At 41.9% G+C, this 26,633-nt stretch carries 20 protein-coding genes; 8 read left to right on the forward strand and 12 right to left on the reverse strand.

Annotation, left to right across the window (positions count from 1 at the left end; genetic code table 11):
• Positions 1–29: 29 nt before the first annotated feature.
• The 5 genes from pstB to WA1_RS15820 all read right to left on the reverse strand — a co-directional run bounded on the left by pstB (position 30) and on the right by WA1_RS15820 (position 6,072).
• Positions 30–836: a phosphate ABC transporter ATP-binding protein PstB gene (gene pstB / locus WA1_RS15800; RefSeq protein WP_017749459.1), complete on the reverse strand. Its 807-nt coding sequence runs from the start codon at positions 834–836 to the stop codon at positions 30–32.
• Positions 837–905: 69 nt separating this feature from the next.
• The gene (gene pstA, locus WA1_RS15805; protein WP_017749460.1) at positions 906–1,796 is read right to left on the reverse strand and encodes a phosphate ABC transporter permease PstA; all 891 of its coding nucleotides are present in this window, start codon (positions 1,794–1,796) and stop codon (positions 906–908) included.
• Between the two features lie 19 nt (positions 1,797–1,815).
• Positions 1,816–2,766, reverse strand: coding sequence for a phosphate ABC transporter permease subunit PstC (pstC, locus tag WA1_RS15810; protein WP_017749461.1), 951 nt, complete (start codon positions 2,764–2,766; stop codon positions 1,816–1,818).
• 1,696 nt (positions 2,767–4,462) lie between these two features.
• Positions 4,463–4,885: a protein-tyrosine phosphatase family protein gene (locus WA1_RS15815; RefSeq protein ID WP_017749463.1), complete on the reverse strand. Its 423-nt coding sequence runs from the start codon at positions 4,883–4,885 to the stop codon at positions 4,463–4,465.
• A 41-nt stretch (positions 4,886–4,926) separates the two neighbouring features.
• Entirely contained in the window at positions 4,927–6,072 is a 1,146-nt protein-coding gene (locus WA1_RS15820; RefSeq protein ID WP_017749464.1) for a sensor histidine kinase, read from the reverse strand.
• A gap of 908 nt (positions 6,073–6,980) precedes the next feature.
• On the opposite strand from WA1_RS15820, the gene WA1_RS15825 reads away from it, so the two are divergent.
• A complete protein-coding gene (locus WA1_RS15825; protein ID WP_017749465.1) occupies positions 6,981–10,412 on the forward strand; it encodes a glycerophosphodiester phosphodiesterase family protein in 3,432 nt (1,143 codons plus the stop codon).
• 270 nt (positions 10,413–10,682) lie between these two features.
• Here WA1_RS15825 and WA1_RS15830 read toward each other — a convergent pair whose 3' ends face one another.
• A complete protein-coding gene (locus WA1_RS15830; protein WP_017750189.1) occupies positions 10,683–12,071 on the reverse strand; it encodes an RNA-guided endonuclease InsQ/TnpB family protein in 1,389 nt (462 codons plus the stop codon).
• Between the two features lie 180 nt (positions 12,072–12,251).
• On the opposite strand from WA1_RS15830, the gene tnpA reads away from it, so the two are divergent.
• Positions 12,252–12,665, forward strand: a complete 414-nt coding sequence (gene tnpA / locus WA1_RS15835) for an IS200/IS605 family transposase (protein WP_017750190.1) — start codon at positions 12,252–12,254, stop codon at positions 12,663–12,665.
• A 59-nt stretch (positions 12,666–12,724) separates the two neighbouring features.
• Here tnpA and WA1_RS15840 read toward each other — a convergent pair whose 3' ends face one another.
• The gene (locus tag WA1_RS15840) at positions 12,725–13,360 is read right to left on the reverse strand and encodes a DNA-3-methyladenine glycosylase family protein (RefSeq protein WP_066612902.1); all 636 of its coding nucleotides are present in this window, start codon (positions 13,358–13,360) and stop codon (positions 12,725–12,727) included.
• 54 nt (positions 13,361–13,414) lie between these two features.
• Positions 13,415–14,053: a hypothetical protein gene (locus WA1_RS15845; protein ID WP_017746414.1), complete on the reverse strand. Its 639-nt coding sequence runs from the start codon at positions 14,051–14,053 to the stop codon at positions 13,415–13,417.
• 195 nt (positions 14,054–14,248) lie between these two features.
• Between WA1_RS15845 and WA1_RS15850 the strand changes: the two genes are divergently transcribed.
• Together WA1_RS15850 and WA1_RS15855 are read left to right on the forward strand one after the other, a co-directional pair.
• Positions 14,249–14,758, forward strand: a complete 510-nt coding sequence (locus WA1_RS15850; RefSeq protein WP_017746415.1) for a MarR family winged helix-turn-helix transcriptional regulator — start codon at positions 14,249–14,251, stop codon at positions 14,756–14,758.
• A 90-nt stretch (positions 14,759–14,848) separates the two neighbouring features.
• On the forward strand, positions 14,849–15,388 hold the full coding sequence (locus WA1_RS15855; RefSeq protein ID WP_017746416.1) for a hypothetical protein: 540 nt from the start codon (positions 14,849–14,851) through the stop codon (positions 15,386–15,388).
• Positions 15,389–15,626: 238 nt separating this feature from the next.
• Here the strand turns inward: WA1_RS15855 and WA1_RS15860 are convergent, their stop codons facing one another.
• Positions 15,627–17,168 carry an RNA-guided endonuclease InsQ/TnpB family protein gene (locus WA1_RS15860; protein ID WP_017750194.1) on the reverse strand — a complete coding sequence of 514 codons (1,542 nt, stop codon included), beginning with the start codon at positions 17,166–17,168 and terminating at the stop codon, positions 15,627–15,629.
• A 948-nt stretch (positions 17,169–18,116) separates the two neighbouring features.
• Between WA1_RS15860 and WA1_RS59820 the strand changes: the two genes are divergently transcribed.
• A complete protein-coding gene (locus tag WA1_RS59820; RefSeq protein WP_272819150.1) occupies positions 18,117–18,872 on the forward strand; it encodes a sensor histidine kinase in 756 nt (251 codons plus the stop codon).
• Between the two features lie 120 nt (positions 18,873–18,992).
• Complete coding sequence (locus tag WA1_RS15870) at positions 18,993–19,631, forward strand: response regulator (protein ID WP_017746418.1); 639 nt, start codon at positions 18,993–18,995, stop codon at positions 19,629–19,631.
• A gap of 7 nt (positions 19,632–19,638) precedes the next feature.
• Here the strand turns inward: WA1_RS15870 and WA1_RS15875 are convergent, their stop codons facing one another.
• Positions 19,639–21,492: an alpha-amylase family glycosyl hydrolase gene (locus WA1_RS15875; protein WP_066613375.1), complete on the reverse strand. Its 1,854-nt coding sequence runs from the start codon at positions 21,490–21,492 to the stop codon at positions 19,639–19,641.
• A 431-nt stretch (positions 21,493–21,923) separates the two neighbouring features.
• Between WA1_RS15875 and WA1_RS15880 the strand changes: the two genes are divergently transcribed.
• Positions 21,924–22,166: a type II toxin-antitoxin system VapB family antitoxin gene (locus WA1_RS15880; protein WP_017746420.1), complete on the forward strand. Its 243-nt coding sequence runs from the start codon at positions 21,924–21,926 to the stop codon at positions 22,164–22,166.
• 90 nt (positions 22,167–22,256) lie between these two features.
• Here WA1_RS15880 and groL read toward each other — a convergent pair whose 3' ends face one another.
• Positions 22,257–23,930 (reverse strand): chaperonin GroEL, encoded by a 1,674-nt coding sequence (groL, locus tag WA1_RS15885; protein ID WP_017746421.1) that lies wholly within the window; start codon positions 23,928–23,930, stop codon positions 22,257–22,259.
• A gap of 660 nt (positions 23,931–24,590) precedes the next feature.
• On the opposite strand from groL, the gene WA1_RS15890 reads away from it, so the two are divergent.
• Positions 24,591–25,670 (forward strand): MraY family glycosyltransferase, encoded by a 1,080-nt coding sequence (locus WA1_RS15890; protein WP_017746422.1) that lies wholly within the window; start codon positions 24,591–24,593, stop codon positions 25,668–25,670.
• A gap of 78 nt (positions 25,671–25,748) precedes the next feature.
• Here the strand turns inward: WA1_RS15890 and fabG are convergent, their stop codons facing one another.
• Positions 25,749–26,510, reverse strand: a complete 762-nt coding sequence (fabG, locus tag WA1_RS15895; protein WP_017746423.1) for a 3-oxoacyl-[acyl-carrier-protein] reductase — start codon at positions 26,508–26,510, stop codon at positions 25,749–25,751.
• Between the last annotated feature and the right edge of the window lie 123 nt (positions 26,511–26,633).

Raw genomic sequence — 26,633 nt, forward strand, 5'->3', positions numbered from 1 at the left:
GTGCGTGTTTCTTCGGAAGAGAGCAAATTTCAACCAAACTTACCACTAACGTACTCTTTAGTATCTTCCTGTTTGGGATCTTGGAAAATGGCTTCTGTGCTGTCATACTCTACAAGGTAACCAGTACGATTGCCGTTGTCTGTTGTTTGAACGTTAAAAAAGGCAGTCAGATCGGACACTCGTAAAGCTTGTTGCATATTGTGAGTCACAATAATAATTGTGTAATGCTGTTTGAGTTCGTGCAGCAAGTTTTCAACCCGTATGGTGGAGATGGGGTCAAGTGCGGAGCAAGGTTCATCCATCAGAATGACTTCTGGCTGCACTGCGAGCGCACGCGCAATACACAAGCGCTGTTGTTGTCCTCCAGACAAGGATAAACCACTTTGGCGTAGTTTATCTTTGACTTCATCCCACAAAGCCGCTTGTCGGAGCGATCGCTCTACCAACTCATCCATATTCCCTTTGAAACCGTTGAGCCTGGGACCAAAGGCTATATTGTCATAAATTGACTTTGGAAATGGGTTTGGTCTTTGAAACACCATTCCAATCCTACGACGTACTAAAACAGGGTCGATGTGAGGTGCATACAAATTTTCTGCCTGGTAATAAACTTTTCCTTCAGTACGAAACCCTACAATTGAGTCGTTGAGGCGGTTATAACACCGTAGTAAGGTACTTTTTCCACATCCAGAAGGACCAATGAAAGCAGTCACTCGATTTTGAGGAATCTCAAGCCAAATCTTGCTTAACGCTAAAAATTTGCCGTAGTAGACGTTGAGATCCTCTGTACGTAAAACAATTTTCGTTTGATTTTCGGTCTTTGTCTGAGTTGCCATAAGTTTTAGAGATTTACATTTGCGTATCGTTAAACTTTTACTCGGCTTTAGTTATGCTTTGTGTGTGACTTATCTAACTGTGCGACTAGTTGCCACGCGAGCAATGACGCTAGTCAGTAGAACCAAAAGCACCAAAATCAGAGACGCCGCCCAAGCGAGTGACTGCCAATTTTTAAATGGAGAAATAGCGAAGTTATAAACCAACACAGCCAGAGAAGCTGTCGGTCCGAATACATCGCGAGGCCAGTACTGAGAGAAGAGAGCCGTAAACAATAAAGGTGCAGTTTCTCCGGCGGCGCGGGCGATCGCCAAAGTTGCACCAGTGACAATTGCTGGTACTGCAGCTGGCACAACAACGAGTGCAACTGTCTGAAAGTTAGTGGCACCTAATCCCACAGCCGCAGTTCGCAAATCTTGTGATACCAATTGCAAGGCTTCATCAGCTGTTCGCACGATAATTGGCAACATCAAAATCGACAAAGCAAATCCCCCAGCCACCGCAGAGAATCCACCCATCCTAGCTACGACAATACCGTAAGCAAAAACACCTGCAATGATTGAGGGGACTCCACTGAGAACGTTAGTTGCAAAGCGAATCCAGCGCGATAGCTTACCAGAGCTAAATTCAGTTAAATAAATGGCTGCTAAAACTCCAAAAGGAATGCTAATCAGACCACCGATTCCTACCATAAATAGCGTTCCTATGATGGCATTGCCAATACCCCCTTTTTGTGACAATGGTGGTGGTGGCAATTCGGTAAACAAGTTGAGGTTGAGACTGCTCCCGCCTCGAATGATGACGTAAGAAAGCACTGCTATCAAAGGCAAAAGCGTGAGAAAACCGCAGAGAACTGCCACGACTGACATCACCGTGCTCAACAGAGTCCGAGAAGACATGGGAGAACGAGCTAGGCTGCCGATATAGCTGGCAGACGGCTTGTCTGAAACAGGAGAAATCATGAATTATTCAACCCAAATCCTATATTCGCTTGGCTTGCACAACAATTAACTCTGCTAAAATGTTCACGAGCAGAGTCAACACAAACAAAACTAATGCGGCATACATCAGAGCACTGACTTGCAGACCACTGGCTTCCGCAAATTGATTTGCCAACAGAGAAGAAATCGTATTGGCTGGTGCAAACACAGAAACATTAATCACGTTTGCGTTGCCAATCAGCATCGTCACAGCCATTGTTTCTCCCATCGCCCGACCCAACCCCAGCATCACAGCACTCACAATGCCTGAAAAAGCCGCTGGAATTAAAACTTTTAAAATCGTTTCCCACCGGGTGGCACCAAGTCCCATAGCAGCTTGGCGCAAACTAGAGGGCACAGAGATCAGTGCATCGCGGGAGATTGCTGTAATGATTGGCAACGTCATAATTGCCAAGATGACGCCTGCGCTTAACATCCCTGGTCCTGTGGGAGGAGTGCTAAAAATAGGTATAAAGCCCAAGTTAGCGTTTGCCCATTTTCCAAATCCTGATAATAAAGGAACTAAAACGAAAACTCCCCAGACTCCATAGACAACACTAGGAATCGCTGCCAGTAGTTCTACTAAGAAAACTAGTATCATTCTGACTGAGGATGGAAGCAAATTTTCGCTCAGTAAGACCGCCGTGCCAACGCCGATTGGTACGGCTATGAGCAAACCAATCAAAGCGCTTACCAAAGTCCCATATATTTGCGGTAGCACTCCATACTCACTCTTGACTGGGTTCCAAACGCTTGTAACCAAAAAGCTAACTCCAAACTTTTGGAGTGCGGGCATCGCCTCAATGGCAACCTGTATGGAGATCCACAGCAAAATAACTACCACTGCCAGTGCAAAAATCCGAGTCAGCCAAATAAAACCTCTATCCAGAGACTTTTCCAAGTTAGAGCGAGGTCTAATTTGAGATTGAAGAATGTCGATTTGTGTATTCATGAATGACTTCACCCTTGAGCTGGAAAAAACGTGGGAGTAAACCATATGTGTCAATTGTCTTCAGAAGGACTGGCTGAAGTTCAGCCAGTCCTGAGCTCGATCGAGCCCACCCTTCGAAGCGCTTGATTTAATCTGGACGCTTTTTTAGTTCGGGCTACACTTGTGCTCAAAATTCTGATTCTTTCTCCATATATGAATTCAGGGCTTATAGCGATTAATTCTCTTCCACTTCTGAACTTTTGAACTACTTTTCGGCCAATCTTGACTTTTTAGTTTTACTGAGTGCTATTTGCTAGAGCATCGATACATTAAGCCCAAAAGCCCAGTTTCTTTAGTAAAACCAGAAAAAGAATAGTCAAGAGTAAAACTGTTTTGTGCTTGCTCTCTACCGCCGCACCTAGCTAAACTCATTGTCAGTGGTACAACTGAAAATGCCTTTGTAAATCTAGAATTATTTATTACAGGATAATGAAAAAACATAGACGTGCAATGTTAAAGATTTTCAAACTGCGCGTGTTACTATACACATGCATAGTAAGGAACAGGTGACAGAGATGTTCAGGTAGATGCACTACGTTGCAGGAAGTTAGACACTACAGTTGTACCGCAGCATATAGTCTAAACAAATGAAAACTGCTATAAGTAGTGGGAGTTCTTCAAAAATTTGGCAGAAAATAGAGAGTCCTGTTTCAACAGATTCAGGCGACGCTACAAATTAGCCAGACCAAAAGCTATCTCAGTCACTGTCTCAATATAGAATAAAAACGCAGTTGTTCAGCAGTTGTTGCCGGATTATAAAGATATAATGCCTACAATTTTGTCATCTTTGCTAAAAGCATTGGCACCAAGACGCAAAAAAAGCTTGGCGTCTTGGCGTGAGGCTCAAAAATCATTCATAGGTAAGCTTCAGTAACGCCCAAGAAAAACTGAGCAAGGATAGCCAAGCTGTTTCAGACATTGCATATTTTCGGTTGGACACGCTCAAGTTAGTAAGAAAAGTAGCTGAATTTTTAGTGATTTAAGATTAAGTTAAGGTTAAAAAAAGATTAAAAACAACGAGTTAATTCTCAATGAAAGTCTGCCGAAATAAAGATGCTGTTGACGAACGTACTACAAAAATGCATTATAATATAATACAAAGCCTTGGCTTTATTCGGAACAAAAAACAAGATTTGAATAAATTTGTCGCATTTCACCAAACGATCGCTATATGCGATTGGAACTAGCCCTCCTTTAAGGGCAGCAGGACTGTTTATTATTATAAGAAAGGAATTTTGTCAATACCATGCGTCGATATTCTAGAGCGCCAGTACAATGATCAAAAAGGAGGCCAAAAACCCGGTAACTTCATCGTTGAGCATACGAGATATCAAGCTTTGCAAGGGAGAGAAACCGGGTTTTTATGAATACTAGAGCATCGGTTCAGTAATCCCAAAGCAAAAAACTTTTGCTTTTATCCCATCACTATAAAAATCTTACTGAAGAGAAGCGTTGGATTTTTTGACCTTAGAGATCCATCCTTTGTATAAATTCAAAATTTCTGAATAGGACATTGTGGTGTCAAATATCAACTCTGAAATAGGAGGTGTAAAGTATTGCGGGAACGTTTTGTGTAAAATTCTAGCAACGCTTTCCCTTAAAACAAACTCAATAAATAATCCTGTAGTTGAAGGAAAAGCTTTATCACCAAGCTCTACTAAAGCATGGGCGTCCTGCTTTCGACGGCAACTTCTGGAAAATTTTTTTGAAAAAATTGGAGAACTTCTTCTGTTGTAGAGAAAGAATCGACCTGATTTTTGTTATGAAGAAATAGAATGACACCGCTCATTCCTCCATCCAGTTGATGCAGTAAAACTACATATGTGCCATCTTTTTGTATCCAAGAGTGAATTTTGCCTTGTTCTAGATTAATTTTTGCATCTTGAAGAGGAGGAAGGAAAATCGATTTATAGTCATTGGCGACGTACTTTTGTTCGCAGTGAAAATCTTTTGTGTGTAAAAAATATTCTCTGACCACAGAACGAGATCCATCTGCACCAACTAAAATATCGTAATCAACCTCAAAATCTGTTTCTGGCTCTAAGTTTTGAACTCTTATATTCTTCGCCGTAAAATCCACGAAAGTGCATTGACTATTGAAGTGAGTATTAAGCTGACTCGTCAATTAATAGAGTCAGGAAAAGTAAAGTAAAATGTAGTTCCTACTCCCGGCTCAGATTCAGCCCAAATACGTCCGTGATGGCGATTGACAATCTTTTTGCAAATAGCTAGACCGATACCAGTACCGGGAAACTCTTGACGAGTGTGGAGACGTTTGAAAATTTCAAAAATGCGATCGAGATACGTTGGTTTGATGCCAATTCCATTATCTCTTACCGAAAACAGCCATTCCCGATCCTTTAACTCAGCAGAAATATGAACTTGGGAAATTTCCTCCCGACGAAACTTAATAGCATTGCCAATCAGGTTTTGAAAAAGCTGTATTAATTGAATTTTGTCGCCTTGAATTGTTGGTAAATGGTCATGCGTCACAATGGCATGATTCTCCGCAATTGCTACTTGCAGATTCTTCAAAGCCCGATCTAACACATAATTGCTATCAGTAAGTACAAATACTTTATTCCGAGTCCCAACGCGAGAATAGGTTAGCAAGTCTTGAATTAACTGCTGCATCCGCGTTGTTCCGTCTACGATGAAATCCATGTATTCAATTGCTGTTCCATCCAGACGCTCTTGATATTCCTGCACTAGAATCTGAGTGTAACTTGTTATTGCCCGTAATGGTTCTTGTAAATCGTGAGCCGCTACATAAGCAAATTGCTCTAGTTCTTGATTTGAGCGTTTTAACTCAGTGGTTATTTGTTCGAGTTTCCGTTGTGCTTCTTGTCGTTCATAGTTCTCTGTTTGCAACAAAGCATTTTGCTCTGTGAGTTTCTTTTGCAACAACCGGAGATCCAGTTGATTTTTCACACGAACTAAGACTTCTTCTACCTGAAACGGTTTTGTAATATAATCAGATCCACCAACGTTAAACGCTTTTACTTTATTCAAGGTTTCATTAAAAGCACTTAAAAAGATAACTGGGATATCGCGAGTCTGTACATCGGCTTTGAGATGTTGACAGACTTTATAGCCATCAATATCTGGCATGATAATATCCAGCAGAATTAAATCAGGTAAGGTTTCTCGCGCTGTAAGTAAAGCCAATTCTCCGTTCTTGGCACACTGCACTTCATACCCCTGCTGAGTCAAGGTGGTAGATAAAATGCGTAAATTGTGCTGTTCGTCATCTACTATCAATATCATATTATTAATTTTTAATGGTTGGTTTAGTTAGGCTATTCTGTACTGTTGTCTTAGCACAAAGAGTAGTTAGCTCCAGAATTTGCTAGATTCAGCACGATATAAAAATCCTAAATCATGCATAAACAATTTTAAGTACTGTAGGTAGGGCTAAAGCCCACTCTACGTGTATTTCAAAAATCAACTAGGATTGCTGTATGTAATCATTTTTTCTACAGTAACCTCTTCTTTGAAGGTTGACATAGGTAATTTCAACAGAGTGTGGGTAGATCGGGAATTTTGTTTAAGCGTTAATAGCTTGATATTTATAGCGGTTTTCAATTGAGTGCAATACATAAAAAAGTTATGGAACCGCAGCCTGTAGCAGACGAACGCGGATAAATCTGTACTTCATTCAAGTGATAACCGCTATATAAATGAAAAAGCTTGTTATTTGACGGTTTAGTTAAACTTTAATAAATTTTTACTTATTTTAACGGGAAAAATGCTTCTCCTCAGTGCATACCGATTTAGAAAAAATACTGAATTTTAATCAAAACATTTATTGTTCTTAACCTATAAGCGGTTGGATGGAAATGTATAGAAAGCTTAACTCAGGCTTCCGTGCATTTTATTAGATTAAATGCGCGGAGCGTATCCTTTAAGACTTTCTATAGAAAACGCTGGCTCGATCTTCACGATCCAATTTTAATTCTGATAAAGAAAATACACCGTAAATAGAGCCTAAAGGATGAAGGAAGAAAAGATGAAACAAGAAGCAGTATCAAGTTTAAAAGATAAAACATTTTATACTTCATTTCACACTTCATACTTAATCTTTCATCCTTCAAAAAATCCATTGTCCTTTGCTATGGATAAGCAGAATATCCGTAGCCCAGGACATTGTGTGTCTCACAAGATAGGAAAATATTATGGCAGACGTAACACTCAAGGGATTTGCAGTTCTAAGCGCAGATACATTTGCCGAAGGTCCTCAATCTGGCAAATTTCTCACAAGCACCAATGGAAGAACCATTCCATTCCCAGGTCAACCTGTTCAGGGCTTTAGTGGTGTACAGTTTGCCGACCAAAACACTTTCTGGTTCTTAACAGACAATGGTTTTGGTGCAAAAAATAATAGCGCCGATTACCTGTTACGAATTTATCGCCTTGACCCTAGCTTTCAAGGTATAGAAGGGGGTGATGGTAGTGTTAAGGTGTTGAACTACATACAACTCTCTGACCCAGATAACCGAGTCCCTTTTAAGATTGTTAATGAAAGTACGAGCGATCGCACCTTAACAGGTGCAGACTTTGATGTAGAATCATTTGTATTAGCAAAAGACGGCACACTTTGGCTCGGTGACGAGTTTGGTCCTTACTTGCTGCATTTTGACAACACGGGTAAGCTACTTGAGGCTCCTATCTCTGTACCTAACAGCAGTGTTGTTAAACTCAACACCCTCAACGGTCAAACCCCTCTAGTTGTCGGACACCGAGGTGCAAGCGGTGAATTGCCAGAACACACTCTCGAAGCTTACAAACTGGCTATCGAACGAGGTGCGGACTTCATTGAACCAGACTTGGTTTCTACTAAAGATGGAGTGCTAATCGCCCGCCACGAACCAAATTTGATTGCCACAACCGATGTCTCAACTCGTTCTGAGTTTGCTGACCGGAAAAAAACTAAAGTCATTGATGGAGTGACGGAAGAAGGTTTCTGGGCTGAAGACTTTACTTTAGCAGAAATCAAAACTATACGGGCGATTATGCCTCAAAGCTTCCGCCCTCAAGTCTTCAACGGAGTGTTTGAAATTCCTACCTTAGAAGAAGTCATCAATTTGGTCAAAGAGGTAGAAACACAAACAGGGAAAAAAATTGGTATCTATCCCGAAACCAAACACCCCACCTACCATGACTCCATTGGTCTATCTCTAGAAGAACCCCTGTTGGCAACTCTAGAAAAAACAGGATTTACTGACCCTAGTCGAGTTTTTATCCAATCCTTTGAAACCAGCAACCTCAAAGAACTGAATCAGAAAACAGACATTCCTTTAGTTCAGTTGTTAGACGCTACTGATGTTAGAAATGATGGTTCTTTGATTGAAACCAAGCCTTATGATTTTGTTATCAACGGCGATTCCCGTACTTACGCAGACCTGCGGACTCCAGAAGGCTTGAAAGAAATTGCCACTTATGCTGATGGCATTGGTCCCTGGAAGCGGATGATTGTCTCAGTGAAGACAGTTGATAAGGATGGAGATGGCAAACCAGACGACCTCAACAATGATGGGGTCATCAATGATACTGATAAAGTCACAACTCCACCCACAACACTGGTACAAGATGCCCATGCAGCAGGGTTACAGGTGCATCCTTATACCTTCCGTGATGAAGGACGTTATCTAGCATCAGATTACAATGGGAACCCACAACTAGAATACAGACAGTTCTACCAGCTTGGAGTTGATGCTCTATTCAGTGATTTTCCCGGTACTGCTGACTTAGTGCGCGACCAAATCGTCGCAACTTTTGTCCGCTCTCCTGACAACCCTGATGTCCTGAGAAGGGCTGAATTTGATACATTAACTGGTAGTGCTCCTATTGTTATTGGTCATAGAGGAGCGAGCGGCTCTCGTCCAGAGCATACTTTAGAAGCTTATAAATTAGCGATCGCATTAGGTGCAGATTTTATCGAACCCGATCTCGTCGCCACCAAAGATGGAGTCTTAATTGCTCGTCACGAAAACGCTCTTGCCATTCTCAACGCAGATGGTACGCTCAACGCTTCCGACACCAGCACCGACATTTACCAACGTCCTGAGTTTGCCGATCGCCTGACCACTAAAGTCATTGATGGTCGTACTATCAGAGGCTGGTTCTCAGAAGACCTGACCCTGGCAGAAATTAAAACTCTCAATGCTATTGAGCGCTTACCCGATTTGCGAGGAACCGAATATAACAATGATGGTTTAAAAGTTCCTACCCTAGCAGAAGTCATCGACTTGGTGCAGCAAGTTGAAAAAGAAACCGGACGCAAGATTGGCATTTATCCTGAAACCAAGCACCCCACCTATTTTGCTACGGAAGGCAAACGTATCGATGGTAACTCCATCAATACCAACTTGGGTAAAGAGTTAGTTGATACCTTAGTTGCCAAAGGCTTTACCGATCCAAAGCGGATCTTCATCCAATCCTTTGAAGTGGGCAATCTACAGGAACTTAATGATGTACTGTTACCCAAAGCAGGAATTGATGTGCCACTAGTTCAGTTATATGGTGGTGCAACAGAAAAACCTTATGACTTTACAGTCAGTGGCGACTCCCGTACCTACGGCGACTTAGCAACCCCAACAGGGCTAGACTTTGTCAATGACTACGCTGCTGGTATTGGTCCTAACAAACGTTTAATTGTCCCAGCGCAAACAGTTGACCGCAATGGCGACGGTCAACCAGATGACCTCAACGGTGATGGTACAATTAGCGATGCGGATCGAGTCTTGGGCAATGCCACAACTTTAGTTCAAGATGCTCATACCGCCGGATTGTTGGTGCATCCTTACACCTTCCGCAACGAAAGTGTTTACTTAGCATCTGATTACAACGGCGATCCAGTACAGGAGTACAAGCAGTTCATCGAGTTGGGCGTTGACGGTTTCTTCACAGACTTCCCCGGAACAGGAGATACGATACGCGACCTGTATGTAGGAGAAACTGTAGTTGCTAACCTTGGTGGTTCTAGAGGGTTTGAGGGCTTAGCAATTAACCCCAGTAAAACGACTCTGTATCCATTACTTGAAGGAACTGTTGTGGGCGATCCAGTAGGTTCTTTGAGAATCTATAAATACGATCTGCAATCCAGTAAGTTTGACGGTATAGCTGGTTACTATCAGCTGGAGAACCCAAGCAACGCTATTGGCGATTTTACTGTCGTTAACGAGAATGAGTATCTCATCATCGAACGTGATGGCGGTCAAGGTGCTACCGCACAGTTCAAGAAGATTTTCAAAGTTGACCTTTCTCAGAAAGATGCCAATGGCTTTGTTGCTAAAGAGGAAATTGCTAACCTGCTGAATGTTCAAGATCCAAATGACTTGAATGGAGATGGCAATAAATTGTTTACTTTCCCCTTTGTGACTATCGAAGATGTGTTGGTGCTCGATCGCAATACTATCTTAGTTGCCAATGATAACAACTACCCTGGTGGTGGTGGGCGATCGTCTGCTCCCGATAATAACGAAATTATTGTGCTTGAGTTAGGAACAACACTGAATCTCGATCCGCGTGTGGGACTTGCTGGGCTAGAATATGGCTTGGCTAACAATAACCTTGCGATCGGTAATATCGACGGCTTCATTGCTTAGGGACTTCCAAATAAAAAAATATCCCAAAATTTCTTGTGGTGCGGGCGTCCTCGCCCGCCACTAATAGAAGACGGGCGGGGACGCCCGTCCCACAATATGGGATAATTTATCTCCTGGAAATCCCTTAACGGAATCTTACCTTTCTACTAAGCCATTAGATTCCCGATTTCTTGAAGGATGCTGTAGGCGAATGATGGCTTTCTGACCCCAATTTTAACTACGGGACTGGTGCTCTAATTGAGTTCTCCCTCGGTTGAAACACGAGGGATTCTAAATGGATGTTGCTACGTGGTCTAAAGACGCACTTCGCAACGAATTGCGAAATGAATTCTTTAGATCGCGGAACAAGTCATACCGATGTGGCAGACTCAAAACTGCCCTACCCACCTTAACTAAGACAAGTCCTAGCTGTGTGGCTACTTTACGCATGATGTTGGCTGCGCCGTTGCAGTCAGCATTGATTACAAAACCAAGAAAGGTTTTGTAAAGACCACGTTCAATTCTTTCACCTGATGGCTTCCATCCGTTGGGTTTCTCACCAAATGTAGGTAGCAAGTCATCATCAAGAAATGAACTCTTGGATGTGTAGCTCTCTTCGGTAATTGTTAAAACAATTCCGTACTCTGGACAAAGTTGTTTAAGACGTTCAATCAATCTACCCGTTGGAATGGGTACAAAATTTTGATTGCCACGCTTGCCCATATCAGAACCATTCTTCTGTCCCTCATTCCAACCAATAATAAGATTTCCCACACCATCAGCGAGGCATCGATTAATAATAAACCTAGCTGCTTTATTAATGGCATCTCTCATCTGGTTATTGCGTTTGCGTTGAATCCTATCAAGGTTAGAGTCCCAGTAAAAATCTGACTTCCCTTGCTTATATTTGGCAACAAGACGGCAGTAACCCTGATTCATTGAACGTAACTTTCTACCATCAATAATTAAGCTCTGCCCAAGTGTTGAAACACCTGTTAACCAATTATTTCCACCGTGGTCAAAACTCCAAGCTTGCGTGTAAACAAGATTGGGATTCATCTCCATTATTTGCTTGCCATCATCAATTACCCAATTAATCCAAAACTGACCGTAACAAGGACGAACTGTCACTTCCTTCACCCAATCTGAATCAATGAATTCTGGTAATGGTAAAGCAATTTCAGCTAACAAATGTGGTTTAGTTTCTCTACTAATCGAAGGATAAAAACAACCATTTTTGTAAGTAAGTGCTTGCCTTGGGAACGTAACTGCCGCCAGTCCACCGCTTTTTCTATATTGTGGTAACGATGGTTTATCAACCTCACCTCTGTAATAAGCATTAACAAGTCCGTTGTAAGAAGTAATTGACTCACCAATAGATTTCAATGTTTGCTGTGCAGCCTGTGCAGCCAAAGCCTTGTAATGTGGATTGTCTTTGAGAATTTTATCAAGTTCTGGATAAGTAGTATTGCATCTGTAGGTTTTCCATCCGTGGCGTAATTCATCACCTTTCCAGTAGGTCGTGAAAGCATTACCCGACTCTTCAAGTCTTGAATAATGAGTTTGACGAACATGATAAAGAGCGCAATTAATCAAACTGTTAGCGTGTTGGCACTGGTCTAGCCAAAACGCTTGTTCAATATCTGTAAACCTTGCTTTAACTGGTAAAGTTTTGTACACCTTGTCACGGGGGTCTTACACGTACAAAAATGGGGCAGCCTTAAAAACAAATTGTTCATCTGTATTAGGGATTGCAACCTCAGGAAGGCTGCCCCATTTTTGAGGGGACAATGCGTCGTCATCACCTCCTGTCGTTTATTATATTAGTTACTACATATAAAGTCAACAATACTCCGGAAAATGGCAAAGCTCTCAAAAGAAGACCATGACTACAGAAGAACGGAGAATTCCGTGTCCTCAATCAATTATCATTTTGTATTTGTACCAAAACGACGAAGACCCGTATTGGTCACCGATGTGGCAAGAAGACTGCAAGAAATTATTTTTGAACTAGTGCAAGAACACAACTGGAGACTCATTGCATTAGAAATTCAACCCGACCACGTGCATATGTTTATTAATGCACCTACAGATGAAGCGCCTTCACAGATTGCTAAATGGGTTAAAGGTAGAGCATCCCATCATCTAAGAAAAGAATTTCCAGAACTTTTAAAACTACCTGCTTTGTGGACTCCAACCTACTTTGTAGCGTCAACAGGTCAAGTTAGCACAGAGGTAGTTAAAAAGTACATTGAGAACCAGCGTGGGAAGTGAGACAACAGGTTAAAACCTGTTGAGTCGGGTTTCATCCCCTGGCTGAAGCGCAGGGGTTCTCACCCTCCCATGCTGTTTTGATAGTAATGCCACAAAATTCTTGCCGCAACAGCACGCCACGGTCTCCAAGTCTCTGCGATCGCCTCAAGTTCATTTGGAGTCGGGCGTACCGTCCAACCCTTCATTTTTTGTAAGGCTATAGCCAGTGCTAAATCACCTTTGGGAAAGACATCAGGACGTTGTAGAGCCATTAGCAAGTAGATATCCACAGTCCAGTCTCCGATCCCCTTAATACGCTTGAGTTCGGTTCTGATAACAGCTTCGTCTAATGTTTCTAGCTGAGTTAAATCAAGCTGACCGCAGGTAATTGCGTTTGCTAGCGCACGACCATAAACGGTTTTTTGCCGACTAAAACCGATTTCCTTCAATTGCATATCGTTAAATGTGAGAAAATTTTCGGGTGTTAGTGGCACGATTACCCCACACAAACGGTTGAACACAGCCCTTGCAGAAGCTAGGGATACTTGCTGCTCTAAAATAATGCGGAGGATTGTTGGAAAACCTGTTTCTCTACTCCAAAACGGTGGATGACCAAAAATGTCTAAGATGCAAGCAAAATCGCGATCGCGACTAGCGAGTTCCATCAAACCCAGCCTCAGGCTTTCTTCTGTTAGGGATGTTAAATTAGTCAACATAAAGGACACTTAAAGAATGATAATACCTGAAGCTAACAAATACTATGTTCATGTTCAAATGATGGCGATCGCATCCAATGGCTGCTGTTGAGAGTCTTTAATCATCCATAGCAGAATACTTAGTATTTTTTCAACAGGCGGTAGAGGATAGTCAAAAAGTTCAATAGTGACGATATTCCCCTCCAGCTTTAGAAATCGCCACGCTGTTCCAGTGGTCACACTTCCGTATACAGTTAGAATATTTGTTCTGTCATCAGTATTAAGTTTCTGGGCGGCAACCATTTGAGCAATGCACTGTCCTAAGCAACTTTTTATGTTATCTCTTTTCGCCTCAACTATTAATAAGACTGGCGCTTCTATTTCAACTTGTTCTAAAGAAGCGCTTATTAAGAAGTCACAGACGCCGTTGAGACCTCTAGACTCATCTACTGTAAAATCTTCCCCTGAGAATACGTTTACTACTCTATCTAATAGTTCTCTTACTTCTATTAGAACAGGGTATACTATACCTTCACTTCTAACTTTTTCACTACTTGAGGCGATGACTGAAGGAATCGTTCTTTCTAGAAAAGCGCTTAATACTGATGAAGCGGATATTGGTTCTAACTGAGGAATAAAATTTATCTTCTCAACTATAGTTAAATTGAAATCGTTTTTAACTTGTTTAAGTGTCTTAAACTGAGTGTAAGGCATAGTATATCCCAGTATAATCTACAGTATAACATATTAATAACTATTTCACCACTTGAGAGCATGGCATGAGCGTTTTATAAGACTTTTTTACCCTTACTCCCGTACAGACGCGCCATGGCGCGTCTCTACTACTCCTCACTCCCTCTTTTCTAAACAGTTTATAATTAACAAGCTCATCAAATTTCCTTTTTGACTGTGGTTATATTGCGTTCTTTTGTTGATAAGCAGACCATACTGGATTTTGCCAAGTCTTATCCTGAGTTAGATCTTGCTTCAGTGGAAACTTGTTTGGCTTTTCTTAACACTACAGCTGATGTTTATCAAGCCTTGGATAGTCATTTCGCCCGCTATGGTCTTTCAAGAGGAAAGTTTACTCTACTAATGCAATTGTATCTAGCTGGTGACCAAGGGTTAACACCTTCTGAATGTGCTGAACGTGCTGGTGTCGCGAGAGCAACAATCACAGGTTTGCTTGATGGACTCGAACGAGATGCATTGGTAAAACGCGAACCTGACCTCTCTGACAGAAGAATGCTGCGGTTGCAACTGACAGACAAAGGGCGTAACTTGCTGTCTCAAATGCTTCCAGACCATTTTTGCCGCACCACTAACTTGATGGCTCATCTTACTGATGGCGAAAAAAAGACACTCATTGAACTTTTAAACAAGGTACGGGCTGGAACTCCAGCAATGTTAGATCCTTAAGAAAAATGCTTGTGAAGGATCGCAGCTTGATATAATCTTATAATTAGGTAGCTAACTATAAGGTAGCTAATCAATTTTGGGAAACAGTGTATGAATAAGCTAAGTGTCAAGCAAAAAAACTGGTTGCTAACTTTTCATGTTGCTTTTGGAGGAATTTGGTTCGGTACTGCTTTATGTATGGTGGCTATTGGTTTGGGGACTCAACACACTTCTAACGGTGATGAACTGTACGCTATCAACTCTGTTTTAAAGTTGATGGATGACTTTGTGATTATCCCTTCCGCCACCTTATCCCTGATTACAGGTGGATTGCTCTGCTGGTTAACAATTTGGGGATTTTTTAAACACTATTGGGTAATCGTGAAATGGATAGCAACTGTAGCACTTATTGTCGCTGGTACTATCTGGCTTGGTTCTTGGACAAATGCGATGACTGCGATTTCTGAAGTAGAAAGATTACAAGCACTGCAAAATCCACTGTACGTTTTTGATAAAAGGGGAGTGCTTGTGGGTGGAATAATTCAGTCTTTCTGTCTTCTAGTCATTATCGGTATTTCAGTTCTTAAACCTTGGGGAAGAAGAAACCTCAAAAAGCAGGAAAAACAGCAGCCAGCTGCTTCTAGTAGTTAGTTGTTTTAGTGACAGTCTGAAACGACGCATCCCAATACTGGATATAAGGCAATACGGTTCAGTTAAGGGTCGCGAGGGGAGCACCAAACCCGGTATCTTGGAGATACCGGGTTTCTGGCACCTCAACTATCCTTAACCGACAAGTATTGGGTAGGAAGGGAGTAGAAACATGGGGAACAGTTTATCAAACCTTGACTATCATGAACCACCCCACCGCATGGCGGATGGGGTTTCTAATTTACTGACCCGGTTCAGTGAGTCCTATAGTCGTACAACAAGACAAGCCTGCTGCCGTACCTTTACGTGATGGGAATTTTTTACCGAGGATTAAGCCTTTAAAAAAAGGGGGAATGCCCAAGCCCCTTGATTTATTGAGGGGTAGTGCAGGATATCCATTAATGGCATTCCCCCTTTTTTTCTTGCCCTGTGCGTGACCTATCCAAATATTGATTGTCTTGAGAATTTGACACACCCGAAAAGTAATTTTTGATGTATCAATTTTGGCCTTTCTCAAAATATTGGAAGCCCCATTGGCATCCGCGTTGATAATTGTGTTATTTCCTGTTTTGTATTCCCCGCGTTTTGTTCTTCTTCCAGAAGGCTTAAGATTCTTCTGTTCTTCGGTTTCTTGACCGTAAACGGGTAATTCATCACCGTCAAAAAATGACATTTTTGAGGTGTATGATTCTTCTACAACTACAAATTCTATACCAGATCTCTCACAGAGATACTTGAGTGTATCACGTAATGCGGTGAATGGAACCTGTACAAAATTTTGATTATTGACACGTCCGTTATCTATTTCATTCTTAATTCCTTGGTTCCAACCAAATACAATTTTACTTATTCCTGATTCTAAACATTTATTGATTATTGTCCGTGCAGATTTCTTGATAAAATCGCGGACTTGGTTATTCCTAGACTGCGTTGCCCTAGCTAAACTACCACTCCAGAAATTCTCATCCTTACCCTTTTTTAGCTTAGATACAGTCTTGTTATAAAACTGATTTATTGCCTTTAATGGTCGCCCATTTATGAGAAATCCTTCTTCACCTGTGTTCGGAATACAGGTAACAAAGTTGTTCAATCCGATGTCAATTCCTAAAACACTTGACTTATTTAATGTGGCAACAATTTCATTTTTCTTTCTGCATACCCAATGTAGATAAATCTCTCTATGCTTTGATGTAATCACTAGCTCAACGAGGTTAGAGGGGTCAATGTCATCGGGAACTCTGAATCTCAATCTCTCATTTAAACTTGTTCCCATGACATCTTCTTTGTGCTGCTTCTTGAACATAATGCCAGTAGAAACAGTAGCAAATATAATGCCATGCTCTTGTGATATATTGACTGATTGACTGGGATATGTCACTTCAAACATACCACCTTTTTGACGATAACCTGGTAATAATGGTTTCTTTGTCCCCTCTCTAAAATGTTTGTCTAAAAGCTGTTTGAATGATTTGAAATTCTCAGTTACCTTGTGACACACGGATTGTGCTGCTTGAGAATGCAGCATTTTGTAATGATAGTTTTCTTTGAAGTCAGTTTGTAAATCAATAGTTAGAGATTGAAAATTCAGAATTTTGTGTACAAAAAATCCTTGCCTCAGATTGAAGGTTAAAGTATTGTATAAACTGTTTGCGTGTGACAATATGTCTGATATTACAGCATACCCAAGATTGGACAATTTCAGATGCTGCACAACAGTTGAAATGTGAGTATTTTTATTCTTTTCTTTATCCTGCTCTTTTTGTTCCTTACTTTTGAATGACATATTTGAACCACCACCTTGCCGTTTTGTCGTTACCCTTTTATTCTGACATTCATGTAGACGTTGTGTAGATAGCTATGACCGGAGACCAAGCTCTGAAAAAAGGGGAATGCCCAAGCCCCTAGATTAATCGAGGGGTAGTGCAGGATATCCCGTAATGGCATTCCCCTTTTTTCTTTCGCAAAATTCGTGACCAAAAAAGGATTGAACTTACGGATATCTGAGCGGAGGCTGAATAAGCTAAGGTTATATGCCGCAAGCAAGGAGAAAACTATGACTCAATTGGTTGAAAATTGGATTGATAGATTGCCGAGCTTAGAGGTTGACAACCACTCGGACACCCATAAAGGGTGTACCTCGTAGTTGTCGCGCTATCCATCCCCACCGCATGGCGGATGGGGAATTCCGCGAATATGTTAAAACAATAGCTATAGCGATCCACGCACCTGAAGTGTCTTTTATCCCTGCACATAATATTTCTTAATGTTCCAGTTAAATTTCACCCCATGAATACTAATGAGTTCCATCACAAGCACTTCATCTATCCGCCGTACTCTGCAATATATAGAATGGACCCTTTTAGGTGTATATCTAGTTCTTCTCATTGCAAATCGTCGAGGAAATAGCTATTTATCACTACCAATCCCCACTTTTGTTTCATTTTCTTGTCTAGCTGTATTGACTCTCTTAAGTTTTTTCTTCCCAATTAATCGTCCAAATTGGCAAAGAAAATTTTATATATTTTTAGAGATATTATCAGTTATGATTCCCCGATCTGTTGATGTAAACTTTGAAATATTACTATACCTTATAATAGCTAAAAGCTGCTTCTTGCTAGAGCGCAAACTTATTGTTATAATTGTTATTATATCAGGAATAATTTGGAACTTACTTATAGTTTGGAGTTTACCTCCCAAGCTAGAGTTTAAACGTTCTCATCTTGCTCAAAAAATGACTGAATTATATGATACTAAATTCAACATTACTAAAGAAATTATCAATGATACAGGTAGTTACTTAGCAGCGAGTACTTTTGTGCTGTTACTTTCATTTGTAGTTATTGCAGAGCAAAAAAGCAGACAAAAAGCAGAGATTTTAACCAAACAAGTAGAGACCTTAGCTGCCACTTTGGAAAGAACGCGCATTGCTCGTGAAATTCATGATTCTTTAGGGCATTCTCTGACAACCTTAGATGTACAATTAGAATTAGCGCAAAAACTTTACCAACGCGATCCCATTCAATCTGCTAGATCTTTGGATATTGCCAAACAATTAGCCAATCAGTGTTTAAGCGAAGTGAGACGGTCTGTACAAACAATGCGACAGTCTAACTTTAATTTGAATGAAGCATTGAGTACTTTAGTAGAACACGTAGGCAGAAATCAATCATTTGTTATCCATCTAGATGTAAAACTTCCACAATTACCTGTTCAAACTAGCCACCAACTCTACTGTATAGTTCAAGAAGGTCTTACTAACATTCAAAAACACGCCTCAGCAAGTTTTGTTAGTCTCAAAGGTTACCAAACATCCAGTGAGATTATCATAGAACTGACTGATAATGGACAAGGATTTGAGGTTAGCGCCCCACATAGTGGCTTTGGGCTGAGGGGAATGAGAGAGCGAGTCCACATTTTGGGAGGAGAAATCAAAATAAACAGCTCTCTCAATTCAGGAACTCAGATTTACGTCATGATTCCAATATGATGGGGATTGGGCATTGGGAATTGAGTATTGGGAATTAGTGATTAATATTTCTCCATAGCCCAATCCAAAATTCAAAATCTAAAATCCAAAATCCAAAATCTAAAATCCAAAATCATTAAAATGATTCGAGTGTTGCTTGTAGATGATCAACCACTTTTTCGCCAAGGATTAGCGTCTTTACTGTCGCTAGAAGAGGATTTGGAAATTATCGGACAAGCGAGTCATGGAAATGAAGCTATTGCTCTTAGTGAAACTTTACAACCAGATGTCATTCTTATGGACGTAAGAATGCCCATCTGTGATGGTGTGGTTGCAACTCGCGAAATTCACCAGCGTTGTCCTTGGATAAGAATTCTTGTGCTCACAACTTTTGATGAAGATGAATATATTTGGGAATCACTACAAGCAGGCGCACTCGGTTATCTTCTGAAAAGTACCCCCTCAGCACAGTTAGCTGCAGCAATTCGTACTCTTCATCAAGGACATTGTCAACTCGGACCCACAATTGCGTCAAAAGTCTTTGCTCAGTTACGTCCCCCAACTGTTGGTAAGCAAAATACAGTACAGTCTCGTTTGAGCGATCGCGAATTAGAAGTTTTGACTTTAATTGCTCAAGGCAAAAGCAATCGGGAAATTGCCAAAACGCTATTTCTCACTGAAGGGACGGTGAAGAATTACGTGACTCAAATTCTGGGACGGTTGGGTTTGAGAGATCGGACGCAAGCTGCTTTGTGGGCAAAGGAAAATTTAACAATTTAATTTTTTCTCATTGAGAATAAATCAGAGCACTGTAAGGAGCGATCGCAAAACCAGCGCTGTATGCCATTCCATCTTTAGGAGAAGACTCGCCACTAACAGTATGTCCGCCAAAATTACTGAAATCGCTACTATACCCATTCCAATCGCTTGAGAAGCGACACCACCAAGTCCCCAACCGAGGTAACCCCACTCGGTAAGAATTCCAATAGCGGTTGGAAAAATTCAAAATGACAATAACGTCATCACCAGGACCACCTCCATCCCAACGATGGTAAGCAGTGACTTTATTTAAGTTATCAACCACATGGCAGTTGATATGCTGTCCTCTCAAACCGCGAGTATTATTATCCCAGTTGCGGCGCAATTGACAAAGACGTTGGTAGAGGTCGTGAATACCAGCAAAGCGCTGCAGTCTATCCCAGTCCAAAGGATCGTCATCACGAAAATGATCCACTTCTAGAAACTCTTGACCTTGCCAAATCATTGGAATTCCAGGTGCGGTGAGAACAATGGCAGTCCCCAAAGTGGACCGCTTTTTAGCAACCCATGATTCGGGGTTCTTAGGATCTATTTGCCTGTTGAGTCGAGTTTTTCCATTGGCAGTTTCATCATGGGATTCTATATAAATTACTCGCTTAAAGGCATCGCCATTGAAACGACCGTAAAGTGCACTGGCAATCTCATTCATGTTCCGATACTCATCCAAGGGATTTTCCAATTCGTGTCTGACTTTGTGAATAAACCAGTGCCATTCAGCATTCATTCCTGCACCCCACGCAGGGGTAGGTTTAGTTAACCACCCGTCGTTATGCCAATCTTCAGCAATCAAAATTTTGTGTCTGGGGTATTTGAAAAAGTAGTCGATCTCATCGCTAATCCAACGCAACAGATTAAAACCATCATTGTTCCAGCCTTTACCATTGTCAAACCCCCAAATGTTACAGGTGCTATCTATTCTCAACCCATCACAGTGGCATTCTCCCAGCCAAAACATGGCATTATCTCGGAGAAACTGACGCACTTCCGGTCTGCCATAATCTGGTTTCGTATTTCCCCAAGGCGTTATGGCACGTCCATCGTTGTAAAAATAGACACCTCCCCAGTTATCTAAACTCCATCCATCGAAGCGCCACATTCCATCTTGTAGATCGCTAGGGCCAAAATGGTTGTATACGCAGTCAATGATGACAGCAATACTACAATTGTGAGCCGCATTCACAAAATTTTTAAAGTCATCTAAATGACCGTAGGTAGACTCTAGAGCAAATGGAAAAGCAGTGTTATATCCCCAGGAAAAATTAGCGGCAAATTCACCTGTGGGCATAATATTAATGCAGTTAATTCCCAAATCTCGCAAATATGGCACTCTCTCAACTGCTTTTTTTAAATCTCCTGGTTCTCCTTGAGGCGTATCATTAAATGTACCTAAGTGCAACTCATAGATGATAAGCGAGTTGAAATCAGACATCCGAAAATTCTCATCAGTCCATTCAAAATCAGATCGGCTGACAATTCCTTTACCAACTGAACTCGTTACATCTTTGGCATAAGGATCTATTTTCCAAAGGACTTCTTCTGAATCTCGATTAACGATGCGATATCTATAAAGTTGTCCCGGTTTAATATCTTCTACATCACCTGACCAGTAACCATTTTTCTCAGAAGCGAGTTCTATAAGTTGTTGCGGCTTATCATTATCCTGATTTTCCTGTTCGTATAGGGCTACATGGACTTTTTTGGCAAATGGTGCCCATACTCTAAAAGCCGTACCGCGATCGTAAACAGTACTACCCATTCCTTGATGTTTACTGCTTACAGAAGTTTCTGTGACATTTGAAGATGGTTGTGTGGTGGAAACCATAGAATTGAGTCCTTGAAAATAATGTTGTGAAATATCTACAAGGCTAACCTTGTAAAGGAAATCAATTACAGCAGTTTTCAAGTAAATGAACCATATTATGCTCTTGTGGTACGGGCGTCCTCGCCCGTTCTAGACAAGAGCGCGGGCGAGGACGCCCGCCCCACAAGATGTAATATATTAAGTTGTAACTTGCCACATAAATAAGCATTGCTAGTTCGTAGTGGCGATGCATGCGCTAAAGCGCAACTACGAATGAAATCTCTTAATTTTACATTTTGTAACATATGAAGAAATATTGTCTTTGATTAACACATCCCAGAAGTTGTTATGATGGGTGAGTTATCCACAATCATATCATTCCGCAAGGTTTCGTCCCATTGGTGTAAACGGCATCAGTTTTACAGTTACGTATTTACCATAATTAGCTATGCATGACAAAATTGTGGTTAGAGGTATACGTTTGTCCAACCGATCGCATGACTATTAATATCCCAATCGACGAAGCTCTTATCCAAGAAGTTCTAAATGTTGGAAATCAACAGACAGAACGTGATGTCGTAGAAGTTGCATTACGGGAGTACGTACAACGTCACAAGCAGCTAAAAGTACTTGAGTTGTTTGGGACAATTGACTATGATGCGGATTATGATTACAAACAGCAACGGCAGTCATGAAAGTTGTTGTAGATACTTCCGTGTGGTCATTGGCACTGCGTCTATAAAAAAGGTGGGCAATGCCCACCCTAAGGTATGGTGTAAAAAGGATTACATCATTCCCATGCCGCCCATGCCGCCCATGCCGCCCATACCGCCCATACCGCCCATACCGCCCATGTCAGGCGCACCGGCTGGTGGTTTTTTCTCGGGTTTTTCAACGACGAGTGCTTCGGTTGTTAAGACCATTCCTGCAATAGAAGCAGCATTTTGCAACGCTGAACGTACAACTTTTGCAGGGTCGATAATTCCCGCAGCAATTAAGTCTTCAAATTCCCCGGTGGCTGCGTTGTAGCCAATGTTGAAATCGGTTTCCCGTACTCTTTCAACAACGACGGAACCTTCAACGCCTGCGTTGTCTGCAATTTGACGTAGGGGTGCTTCGAGCGATCGCGCTACAATATCAGCACCAATCTTTTCTTCGTCACTGAGGCTGTCTTTAAACTCTGCTACTTTCTTGGATAAGTGAATCAGGGTTGTTCCACCACCGGGAACGATACCTTCTTCCACAGCCGCTTGGGTAGCGTTAAGAGCGTCATCAATTCTGAGTTTGCGGTCTTTCAGTTCGGTTTCTGTTGCCGCACCTACTTTAATAACCGCAACACCACCAGCAAGTTTGGCGATGCGCTCTTGCAATTTTTCTCTATCGTAGTCTGAATCGGTTTCTTCTAGTTGTTTGCGAATTTGACCAATTCTCTTTTGCACGTCTGCTTTGGTGTTGTCACCTGCAGCAACGATGGTTGTGTTTTCTTTATCAATTGTGATTTTACGAGCAGTTCCCAGCATTTCCAAAGAAGCGGCATCTAAAGTTAAACCGATTTCTTCGGAAATCAACTGTCCGTTGGTGAGAATGGCAATATCCTGTAACATAGCTTTACGGCGATCGCCAAACCCAGGAGCTTTGATAGCGCAAACAGTCAGTACACCGCGTGCTTTGTTAACCACCAAAGTTGCCAAAGCTTCCCCTTCTATATCTTCCGCAATTACCAACAAAGGTTGACCCAAACGAGCTACTTTTTCCAAAACAGGAATTAAATCCTGAATGGTGCTGATTTTTTTATCAGTAATCAGGATGCGAGCATTTTCAAACTCTACCGTCATCCGCTCGTTGTTGGTAATGAAGTAGGGAGAGATGTAACCCCTGTCTATCTGCATCCCTTCAACAACTTCTAGTTCTGTTGTCAGAGACTTCGATTCTTCAACGGTAATTACACCATCTTTGGTGACTTTTTCCATTGCCTCAGCTAGCATATTACCGACTTCATCGTCGTTACCAGCCGAAACTGCAGCCACTTGTGCGATCGCAGCCCCTTCCACTGGTTTTGCCACTTTTGCAATTTCTTGTACCAACATCTCAACAGTTTTGTCAATTCCCCGCTTTAGGGAAATAGGATTAGTACCCGCTGCAACGTTCCTCAAACCTTCCCTGACCATCGCCTGCGCCAATACAGTTGCAGTTGTAGTCCCATCCCCAGCAACATCTTTAGTTTTTGATGCTACTTCCTGGACAAGTCTTGCACCAGTATTTTCTAGGGGATCTTCTAGTTCAATTTCTTTAGCAACGGTGATACCATCATTGACAATCTGAGGTGCGCCGAATTTCTTCTCTAACAGAACGTTACGACCCTTCGGTCCCAAAGTAATTTTCACGGCATCAGCTAGAGCGTTGATACCTCGTTCTAACGCCCGCCGAGATTCCTCGTTAAATGAAACAATTTTCGCCATGTTTAGTTCTCTAGCACGTCCTATTTTACAATTTAGCACTCAGAAGACAAGAGTGCTAATTTTTCCTAGGCAAAGACTGCGGATTGTTTGGAAAAAATTGATTAATATGTAGGAGCTTGGGAATCACCTGACCAGTGACCAGTGACCAGTGACCATTGTCCTCTAACCTCCAATCCAGTAAGCAACCTCCGGCTTAAGACCGGAGGCTTCAGCCAGACTCGTTCTGATTGAAGCCGAGCTTACCAGACTATCAGTAGTTTACTACTGGGTTTACATTAAGTGTTAAAGCTCTCACCTACGGATGCGTAGCCAGTTCGTAGCACTGAAACCAAGCAATTAAACAAGCATAACGGTTTAAAGCTAGTGTTGTTTGGAAAGTACCGGATGTAAACAAAGTCGAGGCTCACATTACTCCTGCAAAGGAAGGCTCGCAAGAGCAAACCCATTATGCGTACAGAGAGAGCGATACCAGTTCGTAACTGCCCGAACGAAAGTAGAATGCAAAACTACCAGATATCAATCTCTCCAAGGCGGTAATGGTTCACAAAAACAAAATGCAAAGCCGTCCTAGAAGGACGGGGTTTCTACCCAAATTTTCGATGACAAATGACAAATGACAAATGACTAATCACAACAAGCAGGCAAACTTAATGGCAAAACATGAAGATATACAACGCCCTTCGTTCCCTAGGTATTGCTGACCCCAGTGGTTCCGGCTGGTTGGCAGTAGTTTTTACATTTCTCTTAGCTTATGCAGTTACTTGGCGCATGATTCCCTCAGTCCGTAAGTTTGCCTTGAAAGTTGGATGGGCTGACCAACCAAATGCACGGCGGATTAACCGCGAACCTCTTCCCAATGCAGGAGGTTTGGCTATTTACGCGGGAGTGATTGCTGCAGTGGTACTTGCTAGCCTCTTACGACCCATTGAATTGGAAAGAGTACTGGCTCAGGTACTCACTATTTTACTAGGTGGTTCGATCTTAGTACTTGTAGGCTTTATCGACGACCAGTTCGGTTTACCCCCTCTTTTTCGCTTATTAATTCAAATACTGACAGCTCTGTTATTGGTTGCCAACAGGATCACTATGAATGTTTCTTTTGGCACCCCATTCGACTATATACTATCGATATTACTAACAGTACTGTGGGTGGTAGGAATCACCAATGCCATTAACTTAATGGATGGTATGGATGGTTTGGCAGGAGGAGTCAGTTTTATCTCTGCCATGAGTTTACTAGCTGTTTCAGCCCAAGTTCCCAACCGTGCCGCCGCAACATTAGTTTTGGCAGCATTGGGAGGAGCAGCACTAGGCTTCCTACGTCATAATTTCCACCCCTCACGCATTATTATGGGTGATGCTGGAGCTTACTTTTTCGGCTATGTACTAGCAGCTACTGGTATTTTAGGGAACTTACAAGCCCCCACAGCGGTCTCGTTAGTAGCTCCAGTTTTATTTCTACTACTGCCAGTGCTAGACACGACTCAAGTGTTTATCCGACGCTTAATGGCAGGTAAAAATCCTCTTAGTACTCCTGGGAAAGACCACCTTCATCACCGCCTGCTTGCTTGGGGTCTATCTCAACGTCATGCTGCACTGACTCTTTGGTCAATTGCTTTGATTTGCAATTTGCTAGCCATGAGATTGCAAAATATGAGCTTAGTACAGATGTTTGCAACTACGATTGGCATCATCTCTCTCTTAGGTTTCGTTGTTTTGCAAAAAATACGAACAGCATAGGAACTGGGGAGTGGGGAGTGGGGAATGGGGAATGGGGAATTTGCCCCTACTCCCTACTCCCTACTCCCTACTCCCCCACTACATTACCATTCCGCCATCGACGTTAAAAATTTGTCCGGTAATATACGCTGCTGCTGGATCGGCGGCTAGGAAGCGCACCATTCCAGCAACTTCTTCTGGTTGACCGTAACGGCTTAGGGGAATAAATTTAAGAATTTCTTCAGATTTCAGTTCGCTTGTCATATCTGTGGCAATAAAGCCTGGAGCAACTCCGTTGACGGTAATACCGCGAGAGGCAAATTCCTTAGCAACTGCTTTGGTAAAGCCAATAACTCCTGCTTTGGCTGCACTGTAATTGGCTTGTCCGGGATTACCGATTTGCCCTGCAACGGAGGTAATGTTGATGATTCGCCCAGAACGTTGCTTGAGCATAATTTTACTAATGGCGCGAGTACAGAGAAAAACGCCCGTGAGGTTGAGATCGATTACGGCTTGCCAATCTTCTGGCTTCATGCGTAGAAGTAAATTGTCGCGATTTATACCCGCATTATTGACTAAAATATCAACTCGGCTGAGCTTCTCCATGACCGTGTTGACTAAGGCTTCCACTTGGTCGGCTTTGCTCACGTCTGCTTGTAGTGCGATCGCATGTCCTCCAGCATCGGTAATTGTCTTGACAACTTCGTCAGCTGCATTGCTGGAACTGGCATAGTTGACCACTACATTCGCGCCCAGTTTCGCTAATTCGAGTGCGATCGCACGTCCAATTCCTCGTGAAGCACCTGTTACAATTGCGACTTGTCCGCGTAAACAAAGCAAATTTTCTGGCAATAAGTCCATTAAGCATTCCCCTTCATTATTCTCGCGCTATACATAATAGGGCTATCCGAGTGCAAGAATAAAAACAATCGTTGAGACTGGGCGGATAGCTGCTAGCAAAGATTACTATTGAAAAATAAAACT

Source organism: Scytonema hofmannii PCC 7110 (assembly GCF_000346485.2).
Classification (GTDB): Bacteria; Cyanobacteriota; Cyanobacteriia; order Cyanobacteriales; family Nostocaceae; genus Scytonema; species Scytonema hofmannii.

Excerpts from the sequence above, each read along its gene's own strand:
- pstB (WP_017749459.1), bottom strand. The coding sequence starts at position 836 with ATGGCAACTCAGACAAAGACCGAAAATCAAACGAAAATTGTTTTACGT.
- pstA (WP_017749460.1), bottom strand. The coding sequence starts at position 1,796 with ATGATTTCTCCTGTTTCAGACAAGCCGTCTGCCAGCTATATCGGCAGC.
- pstC (WP_017749461.1), bottom strand. The coding sequence starts at position 2,766 with ATGAATACACAAATCGACATTCTTCAATCTCAAATTAGACCTCGCTCT.
- WA1_RS15820 (WP_017749464.1), bottom strand. The coding sequence starts at position 6,072 with ATGATATTGATAGTAGATGACGAACAGCACAATTTACGCATTTTATCT.
- WA1_RS15825 (WP_017749465.1), top strand. The coding sequence starts at position 6,981 with ATGGCAGACGTAACACTCAAGGGATTTGCAGTTCTAAGCGCAGATACA.
- tnpA (WP_017750190.1), top strand. The coding sequence starts at position 12,252 with ATGGCAAAGCTCTCAAAAGAAGACCATGACTACAGAAGAACGGAGAAT.
- WA1_RS15840 (WP_066612902.1), bottom strand. The coding sequence starts at position 13,360 with ATGTTGACTAATTTAACATCCCTAACAGAAGAAAGCCTGAGGCTGGGT.
- WA1_RS15845 (WP_017746414.1), bottom strand. The coding sequence starts at position 14,053 with ATGCCTTACACTCAGTTTAAGACACTTAAACAAGTTAAAAACGATTTC.
- WA1_RS15855 (WP_017746416.1), top strand. The coding sequence starts at position 14,849 with ATGAATAAGCTAAGTGTCAAGCAAAAAAACTGGTTGCTAACTTTTCAT.
- WA1_RS15860 (WP_017750194.1), bottom strand. The coding sequence starts at position 17,168 with ATGTCATTCAAAAGTAAGGAACAAAAAGAGCAGGATAAAGAAAAGAAT.
- WA1_RS59820 (WP_272819150.1), top strand. The coding sequence starts at position 18,117 with ATGACTGAATTATATGATACTAAATTCAACATTACTAAAGAAATTATC.
- WA1_RS15870 (WP_017746418.1), top strand. The coding sequence starts at position 18,993 with ATGATTCGAGTGTTGCTTGTAGATGATCAACCACTTTTTCGCCAAGGA.
- WA1_RS15875 (WP_066613375.1), bottom strand. The coding sequence starts at position 21,492 with ATGGTTTCCACCACACAACCATCTTCAAATGTCACAGAAACTTCTGTA.
- WA1_RS15880 (WP_017746420.1), top strand. The coding sequence starts at position 21,924 with ATGACAAAATTGTGGTTAGAGGTATACGTTTGTCCAACCGATCGCATG.
- groL (WP_017746421.1), bottom strand. The coding sequence starts at position 23,930 with ATGGCGAAAATTGTTTCATTTAACGAGGAATCTCGGCGGGCGTTAGAA.
- WA1_RS15890 (WP_017746422.1), top strand. The coding sequence starts at position 24,591 with ATGAAGATATACAACGCCCTTCGTTCCCTAGGTATTGCTGACCCCAGT.
- fabG (WP_017746423.1), bottom strand. The coding sequence starts at position 26,510 with ATGGACTTATTGCCAGAAAATTTGCTTTGTTTACGCGGACAAGTCGCA.